This is a genomic window from Ramlibacter tataouinensis (assembly GCF_027941915.1).
In the GTDB taxonomy this organism is placed as follows: Bacteria; Pseudomonadota; Gammaproteobacteria; order Burkholderiales; family Burkholderiaceae_C; genus Ramlibacter; species Ramlibacter tataouinensis_C.
The window spans coordinates 4,217,278-4,231,396 of sequence record NZ_CP116009.1 but is presented as its reverse complement, the minus strand read 5'-3'; the positions used below and the strand labels follow the sequence as shown (position 1 = coordinate 4,231,396).

Genomic DNA, 14,119 nt, shown 5'->3' with positions numbered 1-14,119 from the left:
TGGCGGCGCTCGGCCGATCAGGCGGCCAGCGCGGCCGGCCGGTGCGCCAGGTCCATCACCTCGCGCGGATCGAGCTCGCGCAGGCGGTGGTCGCTCCAGACCTGGCGCCAGCGGCGCGCGCCGGGCAGGCCGTTGCGCAGGCCCAGCATGTGCCGGGCGATCGCGCTCCAGGGCGTGCCGTGCTCGCGCGCCTGCCGCGCCATGTAGTCGGCCATGGCCGCCTCGACATCGTCGCGGCTGCGCGCCAGCGGCTCGGCGCCGAAGAAGTCGTGCTCCCAGGACGCCAGCCACCAGGGGTTGTGGTAGGCCTCGCGCCCGACCATCACGCCGTCGAGCTGCGCCAGCTGCTCATGCACCTGCCCGCTTTCGGCGATGCCTCCGTTGACCACGATCTGCAGGTGCGGGAACTCGCGCTTGAGCCGGTGCACGACCTCGTAGCGCAGCGGCGGTACCTCGCGGTTCTCCTTGGGCGACAGGCCCTTGAGCCAGGCGTTGCGGGCATGGACGATGAACACCCGGCAGCCGGCCTCGGCCACCGTGCCGACGAAGTCGCGCACGAAGCCGTAGCGCTCCTCCTGGTCGATGCCGATGCGGTGCTTGACCGTGACCGGCACAGCCACCGCATCGACCATGGCCTTGACGCAATCGGCCACCAGCGCCGGCTCGGCCATCAGGCAGGCGCCGAACGCGCCGCGCTGCACCCGCTCGCTGGGACAGCCGCAGTTGAGGTTGATCTCGTCGTAGCCCCACTGCTGGCCCAGCCGGGCGCACTGCGCCAGTTCGGCCGGCTCGCTGCCGCCCAGCTGCAATGCGACGGGGTGCTCCTCGGGAAGGAAATCCAGGTGGCGCGGCACGTCGCCGTGCAGCAGCGCGCCCGCCGTCACCATCTCGGTGTACAGCAGCGCGTGTCGGCTCAGCAGCCGGTGGAAGTAGCGGCAGTGGCGGTCGGTCCAGTCCATCATCGGCGCGACGCACAGGCGCCGCGCGCGGTCCAGGAATTCGGGAGGGGTCGTCATGGAAGTCGCCATTGTCCGCGCTGAGCACGGCCTGGCTGCGAGGCGGCCGCAGCACGGCCGCGTGCAACGGCGATGTCGGCCGCGTGCCGACATCTCTACGAGCCAGTGACCCACGGCCTGCGACGGCGGACACCGTGCGCAGGCTCCTACAGGGCCGGCCCCCGACTGCCGACATGCCGGCGGCGGCGGCCGGGTTGCAATGGTCCGGTTCGCCGACTGCCCACGGAGGCCCCTTGAAATACTTCGAACTCACCCCCGAGCTGCTGAACATCCGCGGCCAGTTCTATCCGGTCAACCAGATCATCGCGCTGTTTCCGGGCGAGGACGCCGCGCGCTCGGCCGGCCGTACGCTGGTGGAGGCCGGCATCAGCGAGGACGGCCTCAGCCTGATCACGCCCGAGGTGATGATGCGCGACGTGGTGCGCAGCGTGGGCAGCGCCGACATCCCGCTGCCGTCGCCGGGGACCGAAGCCGACACCGTCCGGCGCTTCGGCCAGCTGGCGGCGCAAGGCCACTGGGCGCTGATGATCCACGCCCCGGACAACGCCACCGCCGAGCGGGTGATGAAGACGCTGGAGGAACACCAGCAGCCGCCCTCGCACGCGCAGCGGTACCGGCGGCTGGTGATCGAGGACCTGGCCTAGCCCGGGCGGATGCGCCCTGCTGCCTTGCGCGTGATGTCGTGAGCCTGCTCTCGGCGAAGGCCAGAGCCGGCCTCACGAGCTCACCCCATGTGCAGGCCGCCGTTGACCGAGAAGTCGGCCCCGGTGGAGTAGCCGCTTTCGTCCGAAGCCAGCCAGGCGATGATCGACGCGATCTCGCTCGGCTCGCCCAGCCGGCGAACCGGGATGGTGGCGACGATCTTGTCCAGCACGTCCTGGCGGATCGCCTTGACCATGTCGGTGCCGATGTAGCCGGGGCTGACCGTGTTGACGGTGACGCCCTTGTTGGCCAGCTCCTGCGCCAGCGCCATGGTGAAGCCGTGCATGCCGGCCTTGGCCGCCGAGTAGTTGGTCTGGCCGGCCTGTCCCTTCTCGCCGTTGACGGACGAAATGTTGATGATGCGGCCCCAGCCGCGCTCGACCATGTCGCCCACCACCTGCTTGGTGACGTTGAACATCGAGTTGAGGTTGGTCTCGATCACCGCGTCCCAGTCCTCGCGGGTCATCTTCAGGAACATGCGGTCGCGCGTGATGCCGGCGTTGTTGACCAGCACGTCGATCGGGCCATGTTCCGCCTTGGCCTTGCTGAAGGCTTCGACCGTGGAATTCCAGTCGCCGACATTGCCGACCGACGCATGGAAGGTGAAGCCCTTGGTCTTCTGCTCGTCGAGCCACTTCGCGAAGTCGCGCGTGGGCCCGCAGCCTGCGATCACCTTGAAGCCTTCCCGGTGCAGGCGCTGGCAGATCGCGGTGCCGATTCCGCCCATGCCGCCGGTGACGTACGCCGTTTTCTGTGCCATTTGTTCTCTCCTTGAGGTGTGCGACAGCGTGGCCGCCCATCCGGGCCGGCCTGCCGCTCCACTCTAGTCAATCAGGCGCGTTCGACCGCGAGGGAAACTCCCATGCCGCCGCCGATGCACAGCGCGGCCAGGCCCTTCTTGGCTTCGCGCCGCTGCATCTCGTGCAGCAGCGTCACCAGCACGCGGCAGCCGGATGCACCGATGGGGTGGCCCAGCGCGATGGCGCCACCGTTGACGTTGACCCGCGCCGGGTCCAGGCCGAGCTCCTTGTTGACGGCGCAGGCCTGGGCGGCAAAGGCCTCGTTGAGCTCGAACAGGTTGACGTCCTCCGCGTTCCAGCCGGCGCGCTGCAGCGCCTTGCGCGAGGCCGGCACCGGCCCCATGCCCATGGTGGCCGGGTCCAGCCCCGCCGTGGCGAAGCCGGCGATGCGCGCCAGCGGCTTGAGGCCCAGCGCGGCGGCCTTGCGCGCCGACATCACCACCACGGCGGCGGCGCCGTCGTTGATGCCCGAGGCATTGCCGGCCGTCACGCTGCCGGCCTTGTCGAACGCAGGCCTCAGGCCGGCCAGCGCCTCGGCACTGGTCTTGCGGTTGATGAACTCGTCGGCGTCGAACAGCACCGGGTCGCCCTTCTTCTGCGCAATGGCGACGGGCACGATCTCGTCCTTGAAGCGGCCCGCGTCCTGCGCGGCCATGGCCTTCTTCTGGCTGGCCAGGGCCAGCTCGTCCTGGGCGTCGCGGGCGATGCCGTATTCGCGCGCCACGTTCTCGGCGGTCACGCCCATGTGGTACTGGTTGTAGACGTCCCACAGGCCGTCGACGATCATCGAATCGATCATCTTCCAGTCGCCCATGCGCTGGCCCTCGCGCGAGCCCAGCAGCACGTGCGGCGCCGCGCTCATGTTCTCCTGGCCGCCGGCCACCACGATCTCGCTGTCGCCCCAGGCGATGGCCTGCGCCGCCAGCATCACGGCCTTGAGGCCGGAGCCGCAGACGGCGTTGATGGTGAGCCCGGGCACTTCCCTGGGCAGCCCGGCCTTGAGCGAGGCCTGGCGCGCCGGGTTCTGGCCGGCGCCGGCCGCCAGCACCTGGCCCATGATCACTTCACCGACCTGCGCCGGCTCGACCCGGGCACGGGCCAGCGCCTCGCGGATCACGATCGAGCCCAGCTCGGTGGCGGGCGTCTTGGCAAGCGTGCCGCCGAACTTGCCGACGGCGGTGCGGACGGCGGAGACGATGACGATGTCGTGTTGCATGAGGGACTCCTTGGGGGACTGAGGGGCTGCGGGCTCGGCGCAAGCCAGGCCTTCAGGCTTTGGCCTTCACGTAGGACCCGGGCGCGGGCTCGATGGCCTGGTAGGCAGCGGCCTTGCCGTAGCGCTTCGGCGCGGCAATCTGCTTGCCCGCGTGCGGCTTGAGCCAGGCCATCCAGTCGGGCCACCAGCTGCCGGGGTGCTCCTTCGCACCTTCCACCCACGCGGCATGGGTCTTGGGCAGCTTGTCGTTGGTCCAGTAAGAGCGCTTGTTCTTCGCCGGCGGGTTGATCACGCCGGCGATGTGGCCGGACGCGCCCATCACGAAGCGCTTCTTGCCGGGCAGGACATGGACGCTGGCATAGGCACCCTCGATCGGCACGATGTGGTCCTCGCGCGAGCCATAGATGTACGTCGGCAGCTCGATCTTGCGCAGGTCCAGCTTCTCGCCGCAGATGGTCAGCCTGGCCGGCTTGACCAGGTTGTTCTCGAAGTACGTGTTGCGCAGGTACCAGGCGTACATCGGCCCGGGCAGGTTGGTGGAATCGCTGTTCCAGTACAGCAGGTCGAACGGCGGCGGCGTCTCGCCCTTGAGGTAGTTGCCCACCACGTAGTTCCAGACCAGGTCGTTGGGCCGCAGGAAGCTGAAGGTGGAAGCCAGTTCCTGGCCCTTGAGCAGGCCGCCCTGGCCCATCTGGGCCTCGCGGAAACGCACCGAGGCCTCGTCGATGAAGACGTCCAGGATGCCGGTGGTGCTGAAGTCGAGCAGCGTGGTCAGCAGGGTGACGCTGGCCAACGGTTTTTCGCCCCGTGCCGCCAGCACGCCCAGTGCCGTGCCCAGCAGCGTGCCGCCGACGCAGAAGCCGAGCGCGTTGACCGGCTTGGCGCCGCCGATCTCGCGCACCACGCGGATCGCCTCCAGCACGCCATCGCCCACGTAGTCGTCCCAGGTCTTGTCGCCGAGCGACGGGTCCGGGTTGCGCCAGCTCACCACGAAGGTGCGGTGGCCCTGCTCGACCAGGTGCCGCACCAGCGAGTTGTCGGGCTGGAGGTCGAGGATGTAGAACTTGTTGATGCAGGGCGGCACCACCAGGAACGGACGCTCGTACACCTTGGCCGTGCGGGGCTTGTATTCGATCAGCTGGATCAGCTCGTTCTGGAACACGACCGCGCCCTCGGTGGTGGCGACGTTGCGGCCGACCTCGAACCGGCTTTCGTCGGTCATCGACACGTGGCCCTGCTGCAGGTCGTTCAGCAGGTTCTGCATGCCGCGGGCGATGCTCTCGCCGCGCGTCTCGATCGCCTTCTGCTGGGCCTCGGCATTGAGCACCAGGAAGTTGGACGGCGCGGTCGCGGCCATCCACTGCTCGACCGCGAAGCGCAGCCGGGCCTTGGTCTTGGGGTCGGTCTCCACCGCTTCCACCAACCCCAGCATGGTGCGCCCGTTGAGCAGGTAGGCGGCGGCGCTGAACGCGGCGATCGGGTTGCTGCCCCAGGCCTCGGAACTGAAGCGCTTGTCACCGGCGGCGGCGCCGGACAGCCCGTGGTTCCAGAGCTCGCATGCTTCCTTCAGGTAGGCCTGCTGCAGGGATGCGAGCTTGTCCGGCGAGAAGCTCAGCTGCGGCACCGGCTGGCCATGCACCAGGGCGGGACCCAGGCCCGAGAACGCTTCCAGGCCCTTGCCCCCCGCGAAGGCTTCCATGGCCTTCTTCCAGCCCTCACCCAGGTCCTGATGGAAGCGCTGGGCGATGGCGTTCCAGTCTGTCTGAGAATGCATGCTTGTCTCCTGCGCTCTTGTCGGTTTATTCGGTCTTGCGCCGGAGTATTTCATCAATCATGTTGCATCGCAACATCAACACTCCGGACGTCCCGATGTACCTCGTCGTCATAGGCTGGCTGTACGTGGCCCTGATGATGGCGGTGGCCGAAGCCACCAACACCACCGGCACCGTGCTTGGCGCCATCATCACCTTCCTGCTGTATGGCGTGTTGCCGGTGGCGCTGGTGGTTTACCTGATGGCGACGCCGGCCCGCAAGCGGGCGATCCGGGCGCGCGAGAAGGCCGAAGCTGAGCAGGCCGCGAGGGCGCGCCAGGCAGCGCCCCCGGCCGGCGGTTCAGGCCAGCCAGATGCTGGCCGCGAAGCGGCCACTGATCCGGTCGCGCCGGTGCGAGAAGAACCGTGAGGCCTGCGTGACGGTGCACCAGTCGGCGCTGCCGTCGTTGCCGTGAAGGCGGGTGATGTCGAGCGCGCGCAGCCGGTCGCGCGCCAGCCCGGGCAGGTCGGCCAGCCACTTGCCGGCAGGCGCAGCGCGAAAGCGCGTGGCGGCGCCCGGCGCCGCTGACTCGAACGCCGCCTTGACCTCGGCGCCCACTTCGAAGGCGCCGGGTCCGATGCAGGGGCCGAGCCAGGCCAGCGTGCGGGCCGCGGCCTCGGCGGGCGTGCCGGCGAGCTGGGGCCAGAACGCTTCCCACAAGGCCTCCAGCACGCCGCGTCCGCCCTCGCCCGCCAGCCCGCGCCAGCCGCAATGCGCCGCCGCGACGGCGCGGCCTTCGCGGTCGGCCAGCAGCACGGGCAGGCAGTCGGCCACCATGATGGTGCAGGCGACGCCCGGCTCGTTCGTCCAGCACGCGTCGGCCTCCAGGCCATCGACGCTGTCGCGATCGAGGTGCGCTGCCCGCGAGCCGTGCACCTGCTTCAGGAACACCGGCCGCGCACCGAGCGTCGCGGCGAAGCGCCGCCGGTTCTCGGCCACCGCGGCCGGGTCGTCGCCCACGTGGTCGCCCAGGTTCAGGCTGTCGTAGGGCGGATGCGAGACGCCGCCCTCGCGCAGCGACAGCAGGCTGAGCACGCCGGGCGGCGCCGGCCAGTCGGGAACGATCACGCCCGCAGCTCCTGCCTTCGTGTGGCTCAGGCCTCGTTGTCCGGGCAGCTCGAGGGCTGCGCCTGGATGAAGGCCGGGTGCTGCATGCAGGCCTCGAACGCCGCCATGGTGCGGTCCAGGCCGGAGAAGTCGGCGCCGAAGCGCTTGCCGTTGAAGACCTGAGGCACCAGGCAGCAATCGGCCAGCGTGGGCGTGTCGCCGAAGCAGTAGGTGCCGCGCGGCAGCTGCTGCAGTTCGCGCTCGAACGCCAGCAGGCCTTCGCGCACCCAGTGCCGGTACCAGGCGTTCTTGGCGTCCTCGCTGACCTTCAGGTCGTGGACCAGGTACTTGAGCACGCGCAGGTTGTTGAGCGGGTGGATCTCGCAGGCGACCAGCTGCGCCAGCGCGCGCACCCGGGCGCGGGCCAGCGGGTCGGCCGGCAGCAGCGGCGGTTGCGGGTGCGTCTCGTCCAGGTATTCGATGATCGCCATCGACTGGCCCAGCCGCTCGCCGCCGTCGGTTTCCAGCGTCGGCACCAGCAGCGAGGGCGACACCCGGGCGTAGCCCGGCTGCTTGTGCTCGCCCTTGGCGAGGTGCACCGGCAGGTACTCGTAAGGCAGGCCCTTGAGCGCCAGCGCGATGCGCACGCGGAACGAGGCCGAGGAGCGGAAGTAGTTGTGCAGCTTCATGCCGGCGAGGATAAACCGCCGGTGCCCGCCGCGGCCTCAGCCGCCCACCACCAGCCGGATCGCCGGCAGCACGCGCTCGGTCTCGCTGCGCCGCTCCAGCGCCAGCCGCATGTTCATCTGCGCAACCTCGGTGTGCTCCACCGCCAGCGCCTGTGCCCGCGCGCCCTCGCCGCGGCGCAGGGCGTCGAACAGCATGTGGTGCTGGCGGTGCGCATACAGCATCCACTCGCGATCCTGCTCGGCGGTGGACATCATGGGCAGCGTCGCCGACGCAGGCGCGAACGGCAGCGCGTTGTTCAGGGCGATCGCGCGCTGCAGGGCGCGGTTGCCGCTGGCTTCGAGCACCAGCGCATGGAAGCGGTCGTTCATCGCGGCGTAGCCGGCGTAGTTCTCGTAGCCGAGCGGATCGGCAGCGAGCAGGCGGTCGCCATCGGCCAGGCAGGCTTCCAGGTCCAGCTGCAGCTGGCGCGACACGCCATGCTCGGCCACCAGCCGCGCCGCCATGCCTTCCAGGTGGCCGCGCACCGCGATCGCGTCGGCCACTTCGCGCGGCGTGTACTGGCGCACCAGGTACTTGCCGGTCTCGTTGGCCTCGACCAGCCCTTCCTGTTCCAGCGTGACCAAGGCCCCGCGCACCGGGGTGCGCGAGGCGCCCAGGCGCTCGGCCAGCTGCTGCTCGGCCAGGCGCTGGCCGGGGGCGAACTCGCCCCGCAGGATCAGGTCGCGCAGCTGCATCAGCACGGTCTCTTGCAGGTTCATGGGAGCAACTGTACACTGAACTTTCAAATCGGTATACCGTTTAGGAAGGAAGCCCCATGAAGGCAGAGCAGAACGAACTCGTCACGCGCATCGGCCCGGGCACGGCCTGCGGGGCCGTGTTGCGCCAGTACTGGCAGCCCGTCGCGCTGGTGGACGAGTTCGACCCGGCGCTGGACCCGCGCATGGCCGGGCGGCCGGTCAAGGCCGTGCGCGTGCTGGGCCAGGACCTGGTGCTGTTCCGCGACGACCAGGGCCGCTGGGGCCTGCTGGACCGCGACTGCCCGCACCGCAACGCCGACCTGTCCTTCGGCCGGCTCGAGGGCGACGGCCTGCGCTGCCCCTTCCACGGCTGGAAGTTCGATGCCGCCGGCGCCTGCCTGGAAACGCCGGGCGAGCCGGCCGGCAGCAAGCTGTGCGAGCGGGTCAGCCAGCGCAGCTACCCGGTGGTGGAGAAAAGCGGCGTGCTGTTCGGCTGGTTCGGCGAGGCCGGCAGCGAGCCGCCGCCGTTCCCGCACTTCGATTGCTTCGCGGCGCCGGCCAGCCACACCTTCGCCTTCAAGGGGCTGTGGAACGCCAACTGGCTGCAGGCCTTCGAAGTCGGGATCGATCCGGCCCACCCGTCGTTCCTGCACCGCTTCCTGAACGACGCCCCGCTGGACGCAATCGGCGACAACGCCGCCGGCAAGCAGTTCCGCAGCGCCAGCGCCGGCGAGGCCGCCGGCGGCGAGCGCTGGCCGATGACGCGCATCATGCGCGAGTTCTGCCAGCCCGAGATCAGCTTCGAGTCCATGCCCTGGGGCCTGCGGCTGACGGCGCTGCGGCCGATGACGGACGAGCTCACGCACGTGCGCATCACCAACGCGATCTTCCCGCACACCTTCGTCATCCCGCTGTCCGAGACGCTGACGATCACCCAGATGCACGTGCCGGTGGACGACACCCACACCTACTGGTATTCCATCTTCACCAGCTTCGCCGGCCCGGTCGACAAGGAAGCAATGCGCAACCAGCGGCTGCAGTTCGTCTCGCTGCCCGACTACATCCCCAAGTCCGGCCGCCACAACAACTGGGGCTTCAACGCCGACGAACAGCGCTCGCAGACCTACCTGGGCATGGGCGAGGAAGACATCAACGTGCACGACCAGTGGGCAGTGGAGAGCATGGGCCCGATCCAGGACCGCACGCGCGAGCACCTGGGCACCACCGACAAGGTGATCATGGCCAACCGCCGCATGCTGCTCAAGGCGATCGAGACCGTGCAGGCCGGCGGCACCGCGCCGGGCGTGGCCGACGCTTCGCTGGCGGCGCAGATGGTCGGGCCGGACACCGTCGACGGCATCGCCCCCGCCGGCGAGTGGCCGACGTGGTGGCAGGCGCGCGTGCAGGCCAAGCGCGACGGCGCACCCTGGATCGCCAAGGCCCCGGCCGCCGCGGAGACCGCATGACGACGTTTGCCCAGCGCTGCGGCCTGCACGACGCCGCCCGCGAGGAAGCGACCCAGCGCGCTACCCGGCAGATCGGCACCGACGGCCTGGAGCTGGTGCGCGTCGCCTGGTGCGACCTGCACGGCGTGACGCGCGGCAAGACGCTGGTCGCCTCGGCCGCCCGCCGCGCCTTCGACGACGGCGTCGGCATGGTCAGCACGCTGATGCTCAAGGACACCTCGGACCGCACGGCCTACAAGGTGTTCGAGCCGGGCGGCACCGCCACCCTGCCCGGCTTCGGCTTCGCCAACAACCTGGTGCTGCTGCCCGAGCCGGAAAGCCTGCGCCAGCTGCCCTGGTCGCCGGGCAGCGGCTGGTTGCGTGCCCAGCCCTGGTTCCAGGACGGCCAGCCGGTCGAGCTGGACACGCGGCGCGTGCTGCAGCGCGCGCTGCAGCGGCTCGAGCGCGCCGGCCTGCGCATGCGCTGCGGGCTGGAGATCGAGTTCCACATCTACCGCATCGAGGACACCGCCGCCCAGCTCGACCCCGACCAGGCGGCCTGGCCCGGCCTGCCGCCGGCCGTGCGGTTGATCCACCCCGGCTACAACCTGCTGACCGAGAACTGGTTCGACCTGGCCGAGGAGCCGCTGCGCATCGTGCAGCACACCGCGCAGGCGCTCGGCCTGCCGCTGCTGTCGCTGGAGATCGAGCTGGGCCCGAGCCAGGTGGAAGCGGTGTTCGACGTCACCGACGCCCTCGCCGCCGCCGACAACATGGTGCTGTTCCGCAACGGCGTGCGGCAGGCGCTGCGCCGCGCCGGCTACCACGCCACCTTCATGTGCCGGCCGCCCTTTCCCAACATCATGTCCAGCGGCTGGCACCTGCACCAGTCGCTGGTCGATGCGCAGACCGGCCGCAACGCCTTCGTGCGGGAAGCGCCGGCGCCGGGCAGCCTGCCGGACGACGCGGGCCACACGCTGTCGGAGCTGGGCGAGAACTACCTGGCCGGCCTGCTGGCGCACGCGCGCGCAATGGCCGTGTTCTGCACGCCCACCGTGAACGGCTTCGGCCGCTTCCGGCCCAACGCGCTGGCGCCGCAGTCGGTGCTGTGGGGCCGCGACAACCGCGGCGCCATGCTGCGCGTGGTGGGCGAATGCGGCGACAAGGCCACCCGCATCGAGAACCGCATCGGCGAGCCGGCCGCCAATCCCTACCTGTACCTGGCCTCGCAGATCCACGCCGGGCTGGACGGCATCGAGCAGCACCTGGAGGCGCCGCCCGCCACCGACTCGCCCTACGGCGTCTCGGGCGAGCGCATCCCGACCAGCCTGGGCGATGCGCTGGAGGCCCTGCAGGCCGACGCCGTGATGGTGGAAGGGTTCGGCCAGTCCTTCGTCGACTACTTCTGCAACGTCAAGCAATCGGAACTGCAGCGCCACCTGCAGGCCGAGGACAACGCCGACTTCCAGCGCCGCGAATACTTCAGCCGCTTCTAAACCCCGAACCATGATCAAGGTCCACCTGGTACCCGCCGGCGGCGGCACGCCCGTCACCCTTCAAGGCAAGCCCGGCCAGAGCCTGATGCAGGCGGCCGTGGCGGCCAACGCCCCGGGCATCGACGCCGAGTGCGGCGGGCTGCTGACCTGCGCGACCTGCCACGTGTACGTGCGCGAGCCGTTCGCCGCGATGCTGCCGCCGGCCGATGGCGACGAACAGGGCATGCTGGCGTTCACCGCGTCGCCGCGCCAGGCGAACAGCCGCTTGTCCTGCCAGATCCGGCTCGAGCCGGCGCTGGACGGCCTGACGGTGGACCTGCCGGCCACGCAGAACTGACGGTGCTCTGCGCGGCAGAGCCGACCGCGACCCGGCAGCCCACCGGACCCTGCGCCGGTTCAGCGCACCTGGGTGGCCGGAATGCCCGGGCTCGCGGGTGCCGGCTGCGGTGCCGGTCCGCCCGCGACATTGGCCCGCTCGCCCAGGAAGATCTCCACCCGGCGGTTCCTGGCGCGGCCGGCGTCGCTGTTGTTGTCGGCAACCGGCTCGTGGCTGCCGCGACCACTGGTGACGATGCGCCGCGGATCGATGCCGCGTTCGGCCAGGTAGCTGCGCGCGGCATCGGCACGCCGCTGCGACAACGGGTCGTTGATGGCATCCGAGCCGGTGCTGTCGGTATGGCCGACGATGCGCACCTCGGTGTTCGGCTGGCTCGACAGGCCGGTGGCGAACTGGTCGAGGACCGGGCGCAGGTTCGGCTTGATGTCGGCGCGGCCGGTGTCGAAGGAAATGTCGCTCGGGATGTCGAGCTTGAGCTGGTTGTCAGGCGTCTGCGCCACGGTCACGCCGGTGCCGGCGGTGGCCCGCTGCATTTCCTGCTTCTTGCGCTCCATCTGGGTGGACCAGACGTAGCCGCCGAGTGCACCCAGGCCGGCACCGACGGCCGCGCTGCCGGCGTCACGGCCGATGACGCCGCCAGCGACGGCGCCGACACCCGCGCCGATGGCCGTGTTGCGGGCCGTGGGACTCATCTGCGGCAGGTTCATGTCGGCGCAGCCGGCCAGGGCAGTGGCCGCGGTGACGCTCAGCAGGATGTGGCGGGGAACCCGGATGCGGTTGTGCATGGCAAACCTCCACGGACGGCGATGCCCCGATTCAACGCCGCGCCGCGTGCCGCCGTGCACGCGGAAGCCAACGATCCGTGCAGGACAATGCCGCCAGGCTCAGCCGACCTGTTCGTGCCCGCGCACGAGCTTGGCCAGCAAGGCGAGCAGCGCCTCGCGCTCCTGCGGTTGCAGCGCCCCGAGCAGGCGCCGCTGCGACCGGGCCACGGGGCGCTTCATCCGCTGGGCCGCCTGCTTGCCCTCCGGCGTGACCCACAGCCGCTTGCGGCGACGGTCGGCGGGATCGGGCTCGCGCCAGACCCAGCCCCGGGCCTCGAGCCGGCCGATCACCGAACCGAAGGTGGCGGCATCGAACGCGACCTTGGTGGCCAGGGTGACCTGGTCCTCGCCGGGGGCGGCCATCAGCGCATTGAGGATGGCGAACTGCACCGGCGTGACCTCGTGCTCGCCGGTCTCTTCCATGAAGACGGCCACGGCGACCTGGTGCGCGCGCCGGATCAGGTAGCCGGGCGCATGCTCGAAGTCGTAGCTCTTGGGCATGGGGCGCCAGTGTAGCCAGCCGCCGCGCGGGCCAACCCCGATGGGCAGCTGCGTCATAGTATGTATGCTTAGCAGTTCACCCCGAACTCCGGACAACTTGCCCCCACGGGCCTTCGCACCTTTCCCTTGAGATCATCCATGCCGCCCCACAGCCTGACCGAGCCCAGCCGCCAGACCCCGATCTATGGCGAGTACGACGTGGTCGTGCTCGGCGGCGGCCCGGCCGGCATGGCGGCGGCCGTCGCCGCCGCGCAGGCCGGCCGCAGCACCCTGCTGGTGGAGCGCTACGGGTTCCTCGGCGGCATGGGCACCGCCGCCGGCGTCACCAACTTCTGCGGCCTGCACGCCAACGTGCACGGCGAGATCCGCCAGGTGGTGCACGGCGTCGCCACCGAGCTGCTGGCGCGCATCGATGCCCTCGGCGGCCTGAATGCGCCCCATGCCCTGTTCGGCAAGACCGTGGCACAGGCCTACGACACGCCGGCCTACAAGATCGCCGCCGACCAGCTGATGCAGTCGGCCGGCGTGAAGCTGCTGTTCCATGCGCTGGCGGCGGGCGTCGTGATGGACGCGCCCGGCCGCATCGGCGCCCTGCTGCTCGAGACCAAATCGGGACGCCGGGCCGTGCTGGGCCGCGCCTTCATCGACGCCTCCGGCGACGGCGACCTGGCGGCCTGGGCCGGCGTGCCGTACGACATGGGCGACGGCGCCGGCAACTTCCTCTACCCGTCCACCCTGTTCCGCCTCAACGACATCGACCCGCAGCGCGCCGGCAAGGCCTGGGAGACGATTCCCGGCCTGATGCTCCAGGCCGAGGCCGAAGGCCGCCATCGCTTTCCGCGCAAGACGCCGATCGTGCGGCCGCAAAAGAGCGGCATCGAGTGGCGCGTCAACCTCACGCAACTGGCCGACGAGCGCGGCAACGCGCTGGACGGCACCGATGCCGACGCACTGACCCAGGCCGAGCTGCAGGGGCGCCGGCAGATCGCGAGCGTGGCCGGCTTCCTGCGCGAGGTGCCGGGCTTCGAGCGCAGCTACATCGTGGACCTGCCGGCACAGGTCGGCATCCGCGAGACGCGCCGCATGCGCGGCCTGTACCAGCTCACCGAGGCGGACGTGCTGGGCTGCGCCAGTTTCGACGACACCATCGGCGTCAACGGCTGGCCGCTGGAGTTGCACCTGAAGGGCGACGTCGAATTCCGCTGGCCGCCGATCCCGCAAAGCCGCGGCTTCAACCACCTGCCCTACCGCATGGTCGTGCCGCAGGGCGTCGACAACCTCTGGGTGGCCGGCCGCTGCGCCTCGATGTCGCACGAGGCACAATCCGCCGCCCGAGTGACCGGCGCCTGCTTCGTCATGGGGCAGGCGGCCGGCAGCGCGGCCGACCTCGCCCTCTCGGCCGGCAGCAGCGCCGCCGCCGTCGATGTCGGCGCCCTGCAGGCCCGGCTCGAAGCGCACGGCGCTTGGCTCGGCCGCGAAGACTGATTCCAACCGCC

15 protein-coding genes are annotated in these 14,119 nt (G+C 70.5%); 6 read left to right on the top strand and 9 right to left on the bottom strand.

The window, feature by feature from the left end:
* Nucleotides 1-17 precede the first annotated feature (17 nt).
* A complete protein-coding gene (dusA, locus tag PE066_RS20340) occupies nucleotides 18-1,016 on the bottom strand; it encodes a tRNA dihydrouridine(20/20a) synthase DusA (RefSeq protein WP_271234334.1) in 999 nt (332 codons plus the stop codon).
* Nucleotides 1,017-1,249: 233 nt separating this feature from the next.
* Between dusA and PE066_RS20335 the strand changes: the two genes are divergently transcribed.
* The gene (locus PE066_RS20335; RefSeq protein WP_271234333.1) at nucleotides 1,250-1,660 is read left to right on the top strand and encodes a hypothetical protein; all 411 of its coding nucleotides are present in this window, start codon (nucleotides 1,250-1,252) and stop codon (nucleotides 1,658-1,660) included.
* A gap of 80 nt (nucleotides 1,661-1,740) precedes the next feature.
* Here PE066_RS20335 and phbB read toward each other — a convergent pair whose 3' ends face one another.
* The 3 genes from phbB to phaC all read right to left on the bottom strand — a co-directional run bounded on the left by phbB (nucleotide 1,741) and on the right by phaC (nucleotide 5,508).
* Nucleotides 1,741-2,478, bottom strand: a complete 738-nt coding sequence (gene phbB / locus PE066_RS20330; RefSeq protein ID WP_271234332.1) for an acetoacetyl-CoA reductase — start codon at nucleotides 2,476-2,478, stop codon at nucleotides 1,741-1,743.
* 71 nt (nucleotides 2,479-2,549) lie between these two features.
* Nucleotides 2,550-3,734: an acetyl-CoA C-acetyltransferase gene (locus PE066_RS20325; RefSeq protein ID WP_271234331.1), complete on the bottom strand. Its 1,185-nt coding sequence runs from the start codon at nucleotides 3,732-3,734 to the stop codon at nucleotides 2,550-2,552.
* A gap of 52 nt (nucleotides 3,735-3,786) precedes the next feature.
* Entirely contained in the window at nucleotides 3,787-5,508 is a 1,722-nt protein-coding gene (phaC, locus tag PE066_RS20320; protein ID WP_271234330.1) for a class I poly(R)-hydroxyalkanoic acid synthase, read from the bottom strand.
* Between the two features lie 95 nt (nucleotides 5,509-5,603).
* On the opposite strand from phaC, the gene PE066_RS20315 reads away from it, so the two are divergent.
* Complete coding sequence (locus tag PE066_RS20315) at nucleotides 5,604-5,915, top strand: hypothetical protein (protein ID WP_271236629.1); 312 nt, start codon at nucleotides 5,604-5,606, stop codon at nucleotides 5,913-5,915.
* On the opposite strand, the gene pgeF is transcribed toward PE066_RS20315, so the two are convergent.
* From pgeF to PE066_RS20300, 3 genes are read right to left on the bottom strand one after another with little or no spacing between them, the layout of a single operon-like run.
* The gene (gene pgeF / locus PE066_RS20310; RefSeq protein WP_271234329.1) at nucleotides 5,847-6,614 is read right to left on the bottom strand and encodes a peptidoglycan editing factor PgeF; all 768 of its coding nucleotides are present in this window, start codon (nucleotides 6,612-6,614) and stop codon (nucleotides 5,847-5,849) included. The two genes, PE066_RS20315 and pgeF, sit on opposite strands and share 69 nt — an antisense overlap.
* Before the next feature lie 26 nt (nucleotides 6,615-6,640).
* Nucleotides 6,641-7,282, bottom strand: a complete 642-nt coding sequence (gene maiA, locus PE066_RS20305) for a maleylacetoacetate isomerase (RefSeq protein ID WP_271234328.1) — start codon at nucleotides 7,280-7,282, stop codon at nucleotides 6,641-6,643.
* A gap of 36 nt (nucleotides 7,283-7,318) precedes the next feature.
* Nucleotides 7,319-8,041, bottom strand: coding sequence for a GntR family transcriptional regulator (locus PE066_RS20300; RefSeq protein WP_271234327.1), 723 nt, complete (start codon nucleotides 8,039-8,041; stop codon nucleotides 7,319-7,321).
* 56 nt (nucleotides 8,042-8,097) lie between these two features.
* On the opposite strand from PE066_RS20300, the gene PE066_RS20295 reads away from it, so the two are divergent.
* Genes PE066_RS20295 through PE066_RS20285 form a run of 3 tightly spaced genes read left to right on the top strand, consistent with a single transcriptional unit; the run spans nucleotide 8,098 to nucleotide 11,298 of the window.
* Nucleotides 8,098-9,486, top strand: coding sequence for a Rieske 2Fe-2S domain-containing protein (locus tag PE066_RS20295; RefSeq protein WP_271234326.1), 1,389 nt, complete (start codon nucleotides 8,098-8,100; stop codon nucleotides 9,484-9,486).
* On the top strand, nucleotides 9,483-10,961 hold the full coding sequence (locus PE066_RS20290; protein WP_271234325.1) for a glutamine synthetase family protein: 1,479 nt from the start codon (nucleotides 9,483-9,485) through the stop codon (nucleotides 10,959-10,961). The genes PE066_RS20295 and PE066_RS20290 overlap by 4 nt, the downstream gene beginning before the upstream one ends.
* Nucleotides 10,962-10,971: 10 nt before the next feature.
* Nucleotides 10,972-11,298 carry a 2Fe-2S iron-sulfur cluster-binding protein gene (locus PE066_RS20285; RefSeq protein WP_271234324.1) on the top strand — a complete coding sequence of 109 codons (327 nt, stop codon included), beginning with the start codon at nucleotides 10,972-10,974 and terminating at the stop codon, nucleotides 11,296-11,298.
* Between the two features lie 59 nt (nucleotides 11,299-11,357).
* Here the strand turns inward: PE066_RS20285 and PE066_RS20280 are convergent, their stop codons facing one another.
* On the bottom strand, nucleotides 11,358-12,083 hold the full coding sequence (locus tag PE066_RS20280; protein ID WP_271234323.1) for an OmpA family protein: 726 nt from the start codon (nucleotides 12,081-12,083) through the stop codon (nucleotides 11,358-11,360).
* Between the two features lie 99 nt (nucleotides 12,084-12,182).
* The gene (locus tag PE066_RS20275; protein WP_271234322.1) at nucleotides 12,183-12,623 is read right to left on the bottom strand and encodes a MarR family winged helix-turn-helix transcriptional regulator; all 441 of its coding nucleotides are present in this window, start codon (nucleotides 12,621-12,623) and stop codon (nucleotides 12,183-12,185) included.
* A gap of 138 nt (nucleotides 12,624-12,761) precedes the next feature.
* On the opposite strand from PE066_RS20275, the gene PE066_RS20270 reads away from it, so the two are divergent.
* Nucleotides 12,762-14,108 (top strand): FAD-dependent oxidoreductase, encoded by a 1,347-nt coding sequence (locus tag PE066_RS20270; RefSeq protein WP_271234321.1) that lies wholly within the window; start codon nucleotides 12,762-12,764, stop codon nucleotides 14,106-14,108.
* Nucleotides 14,109-14,119 lie beyond the last annotated feature (11 nt).

Coding starts and splice junctions, on each gene's coding strand:
- dusA (WP_271234334.1), bottom strand. CDS start 1,016: ATGACGACCCCTCCCGAATTCCTGGACCGCGCGCGGCGCCTGTGCGTC.
- phbB (WP_271234332.1), bottom strand. CDS start 2,478: ATGGCACAGAAAACGGCGTACGTCACCGGCGGCATGGGCGGAATCGGC.
- PE066_RS20325 (WP_271234331.1), bottom strand. CDS start 3,734: ATGCAACACGACATCGTCATCGTCTCCGCCGTCCGCACCGCCGTCGGC.
- phaC (WP_271234330.1), bottom strand. CDS start 5,508: ATGCATTCTCAGACAGACTGGAACGCCATCGCCCAGCGCTTCCATCAG.
- PE066_RS20315 (WP_271236629.1), top strand. CDS start 5,604: ATGTACCTCGTCGTCATAGGCTGGCTGTACGTGGCCCTGATGATGGCG.
- maiA (WP_271234328.1), bottom strand. CDS start 7,282: ATGAAGCTGCACAACTACTTCCGCTCCTCGGCCTCGTTCCGCGTGCGC.
- PE066_RS20300 (WP_271234327.1), bottom strand. CDS start 8,041: ATGAACCTGCAAGAGACCGTGCTGATGCAGCTGCGCGACCTGATCCTG.
- PE066_RS20295 (WP_271234326.1), top strand. CDS start 8,098: ATGAAGGCAGAGCAGAACGAACTCGTCACGCGCATCGGCCCGGGCACG.
- PE066_RS20290 (WP_271234325.1), top strand. CDS start 9,483: ATGACGACGTTTGCCCAGCGCTGCGGCCTGCACGACGCCGCCCGCGAG.
- PE066_RS20285 (WP_271234324.1), top strand. CDS start 10,972: ATGATCAAGGTCCACCTGGTACCCGCCGGCGGCGGCACGCCCGTCACC.
- PE066_RS20280 (WP_271234323.1), bottom strand. CDS start 12,083: ATGCACAACCGCATCCGGGTTCCCCGCCACATCCTGCTGAGCGTCACC.
- PE066_RS20275 (WP_271234322.1), bottom strand. CDS start 12,623: ATGCCCAAGAGCTACGACTTCGAGCATGCGCCCGGCTACCTGATCCGG.
- PE066_RS20270 (WP_271234321.1), top strand. CDS start 12,762: ATGCCGCCCCACAGCCTGACCGAGCCCAGCCGCCAGACCCCGATCTAT.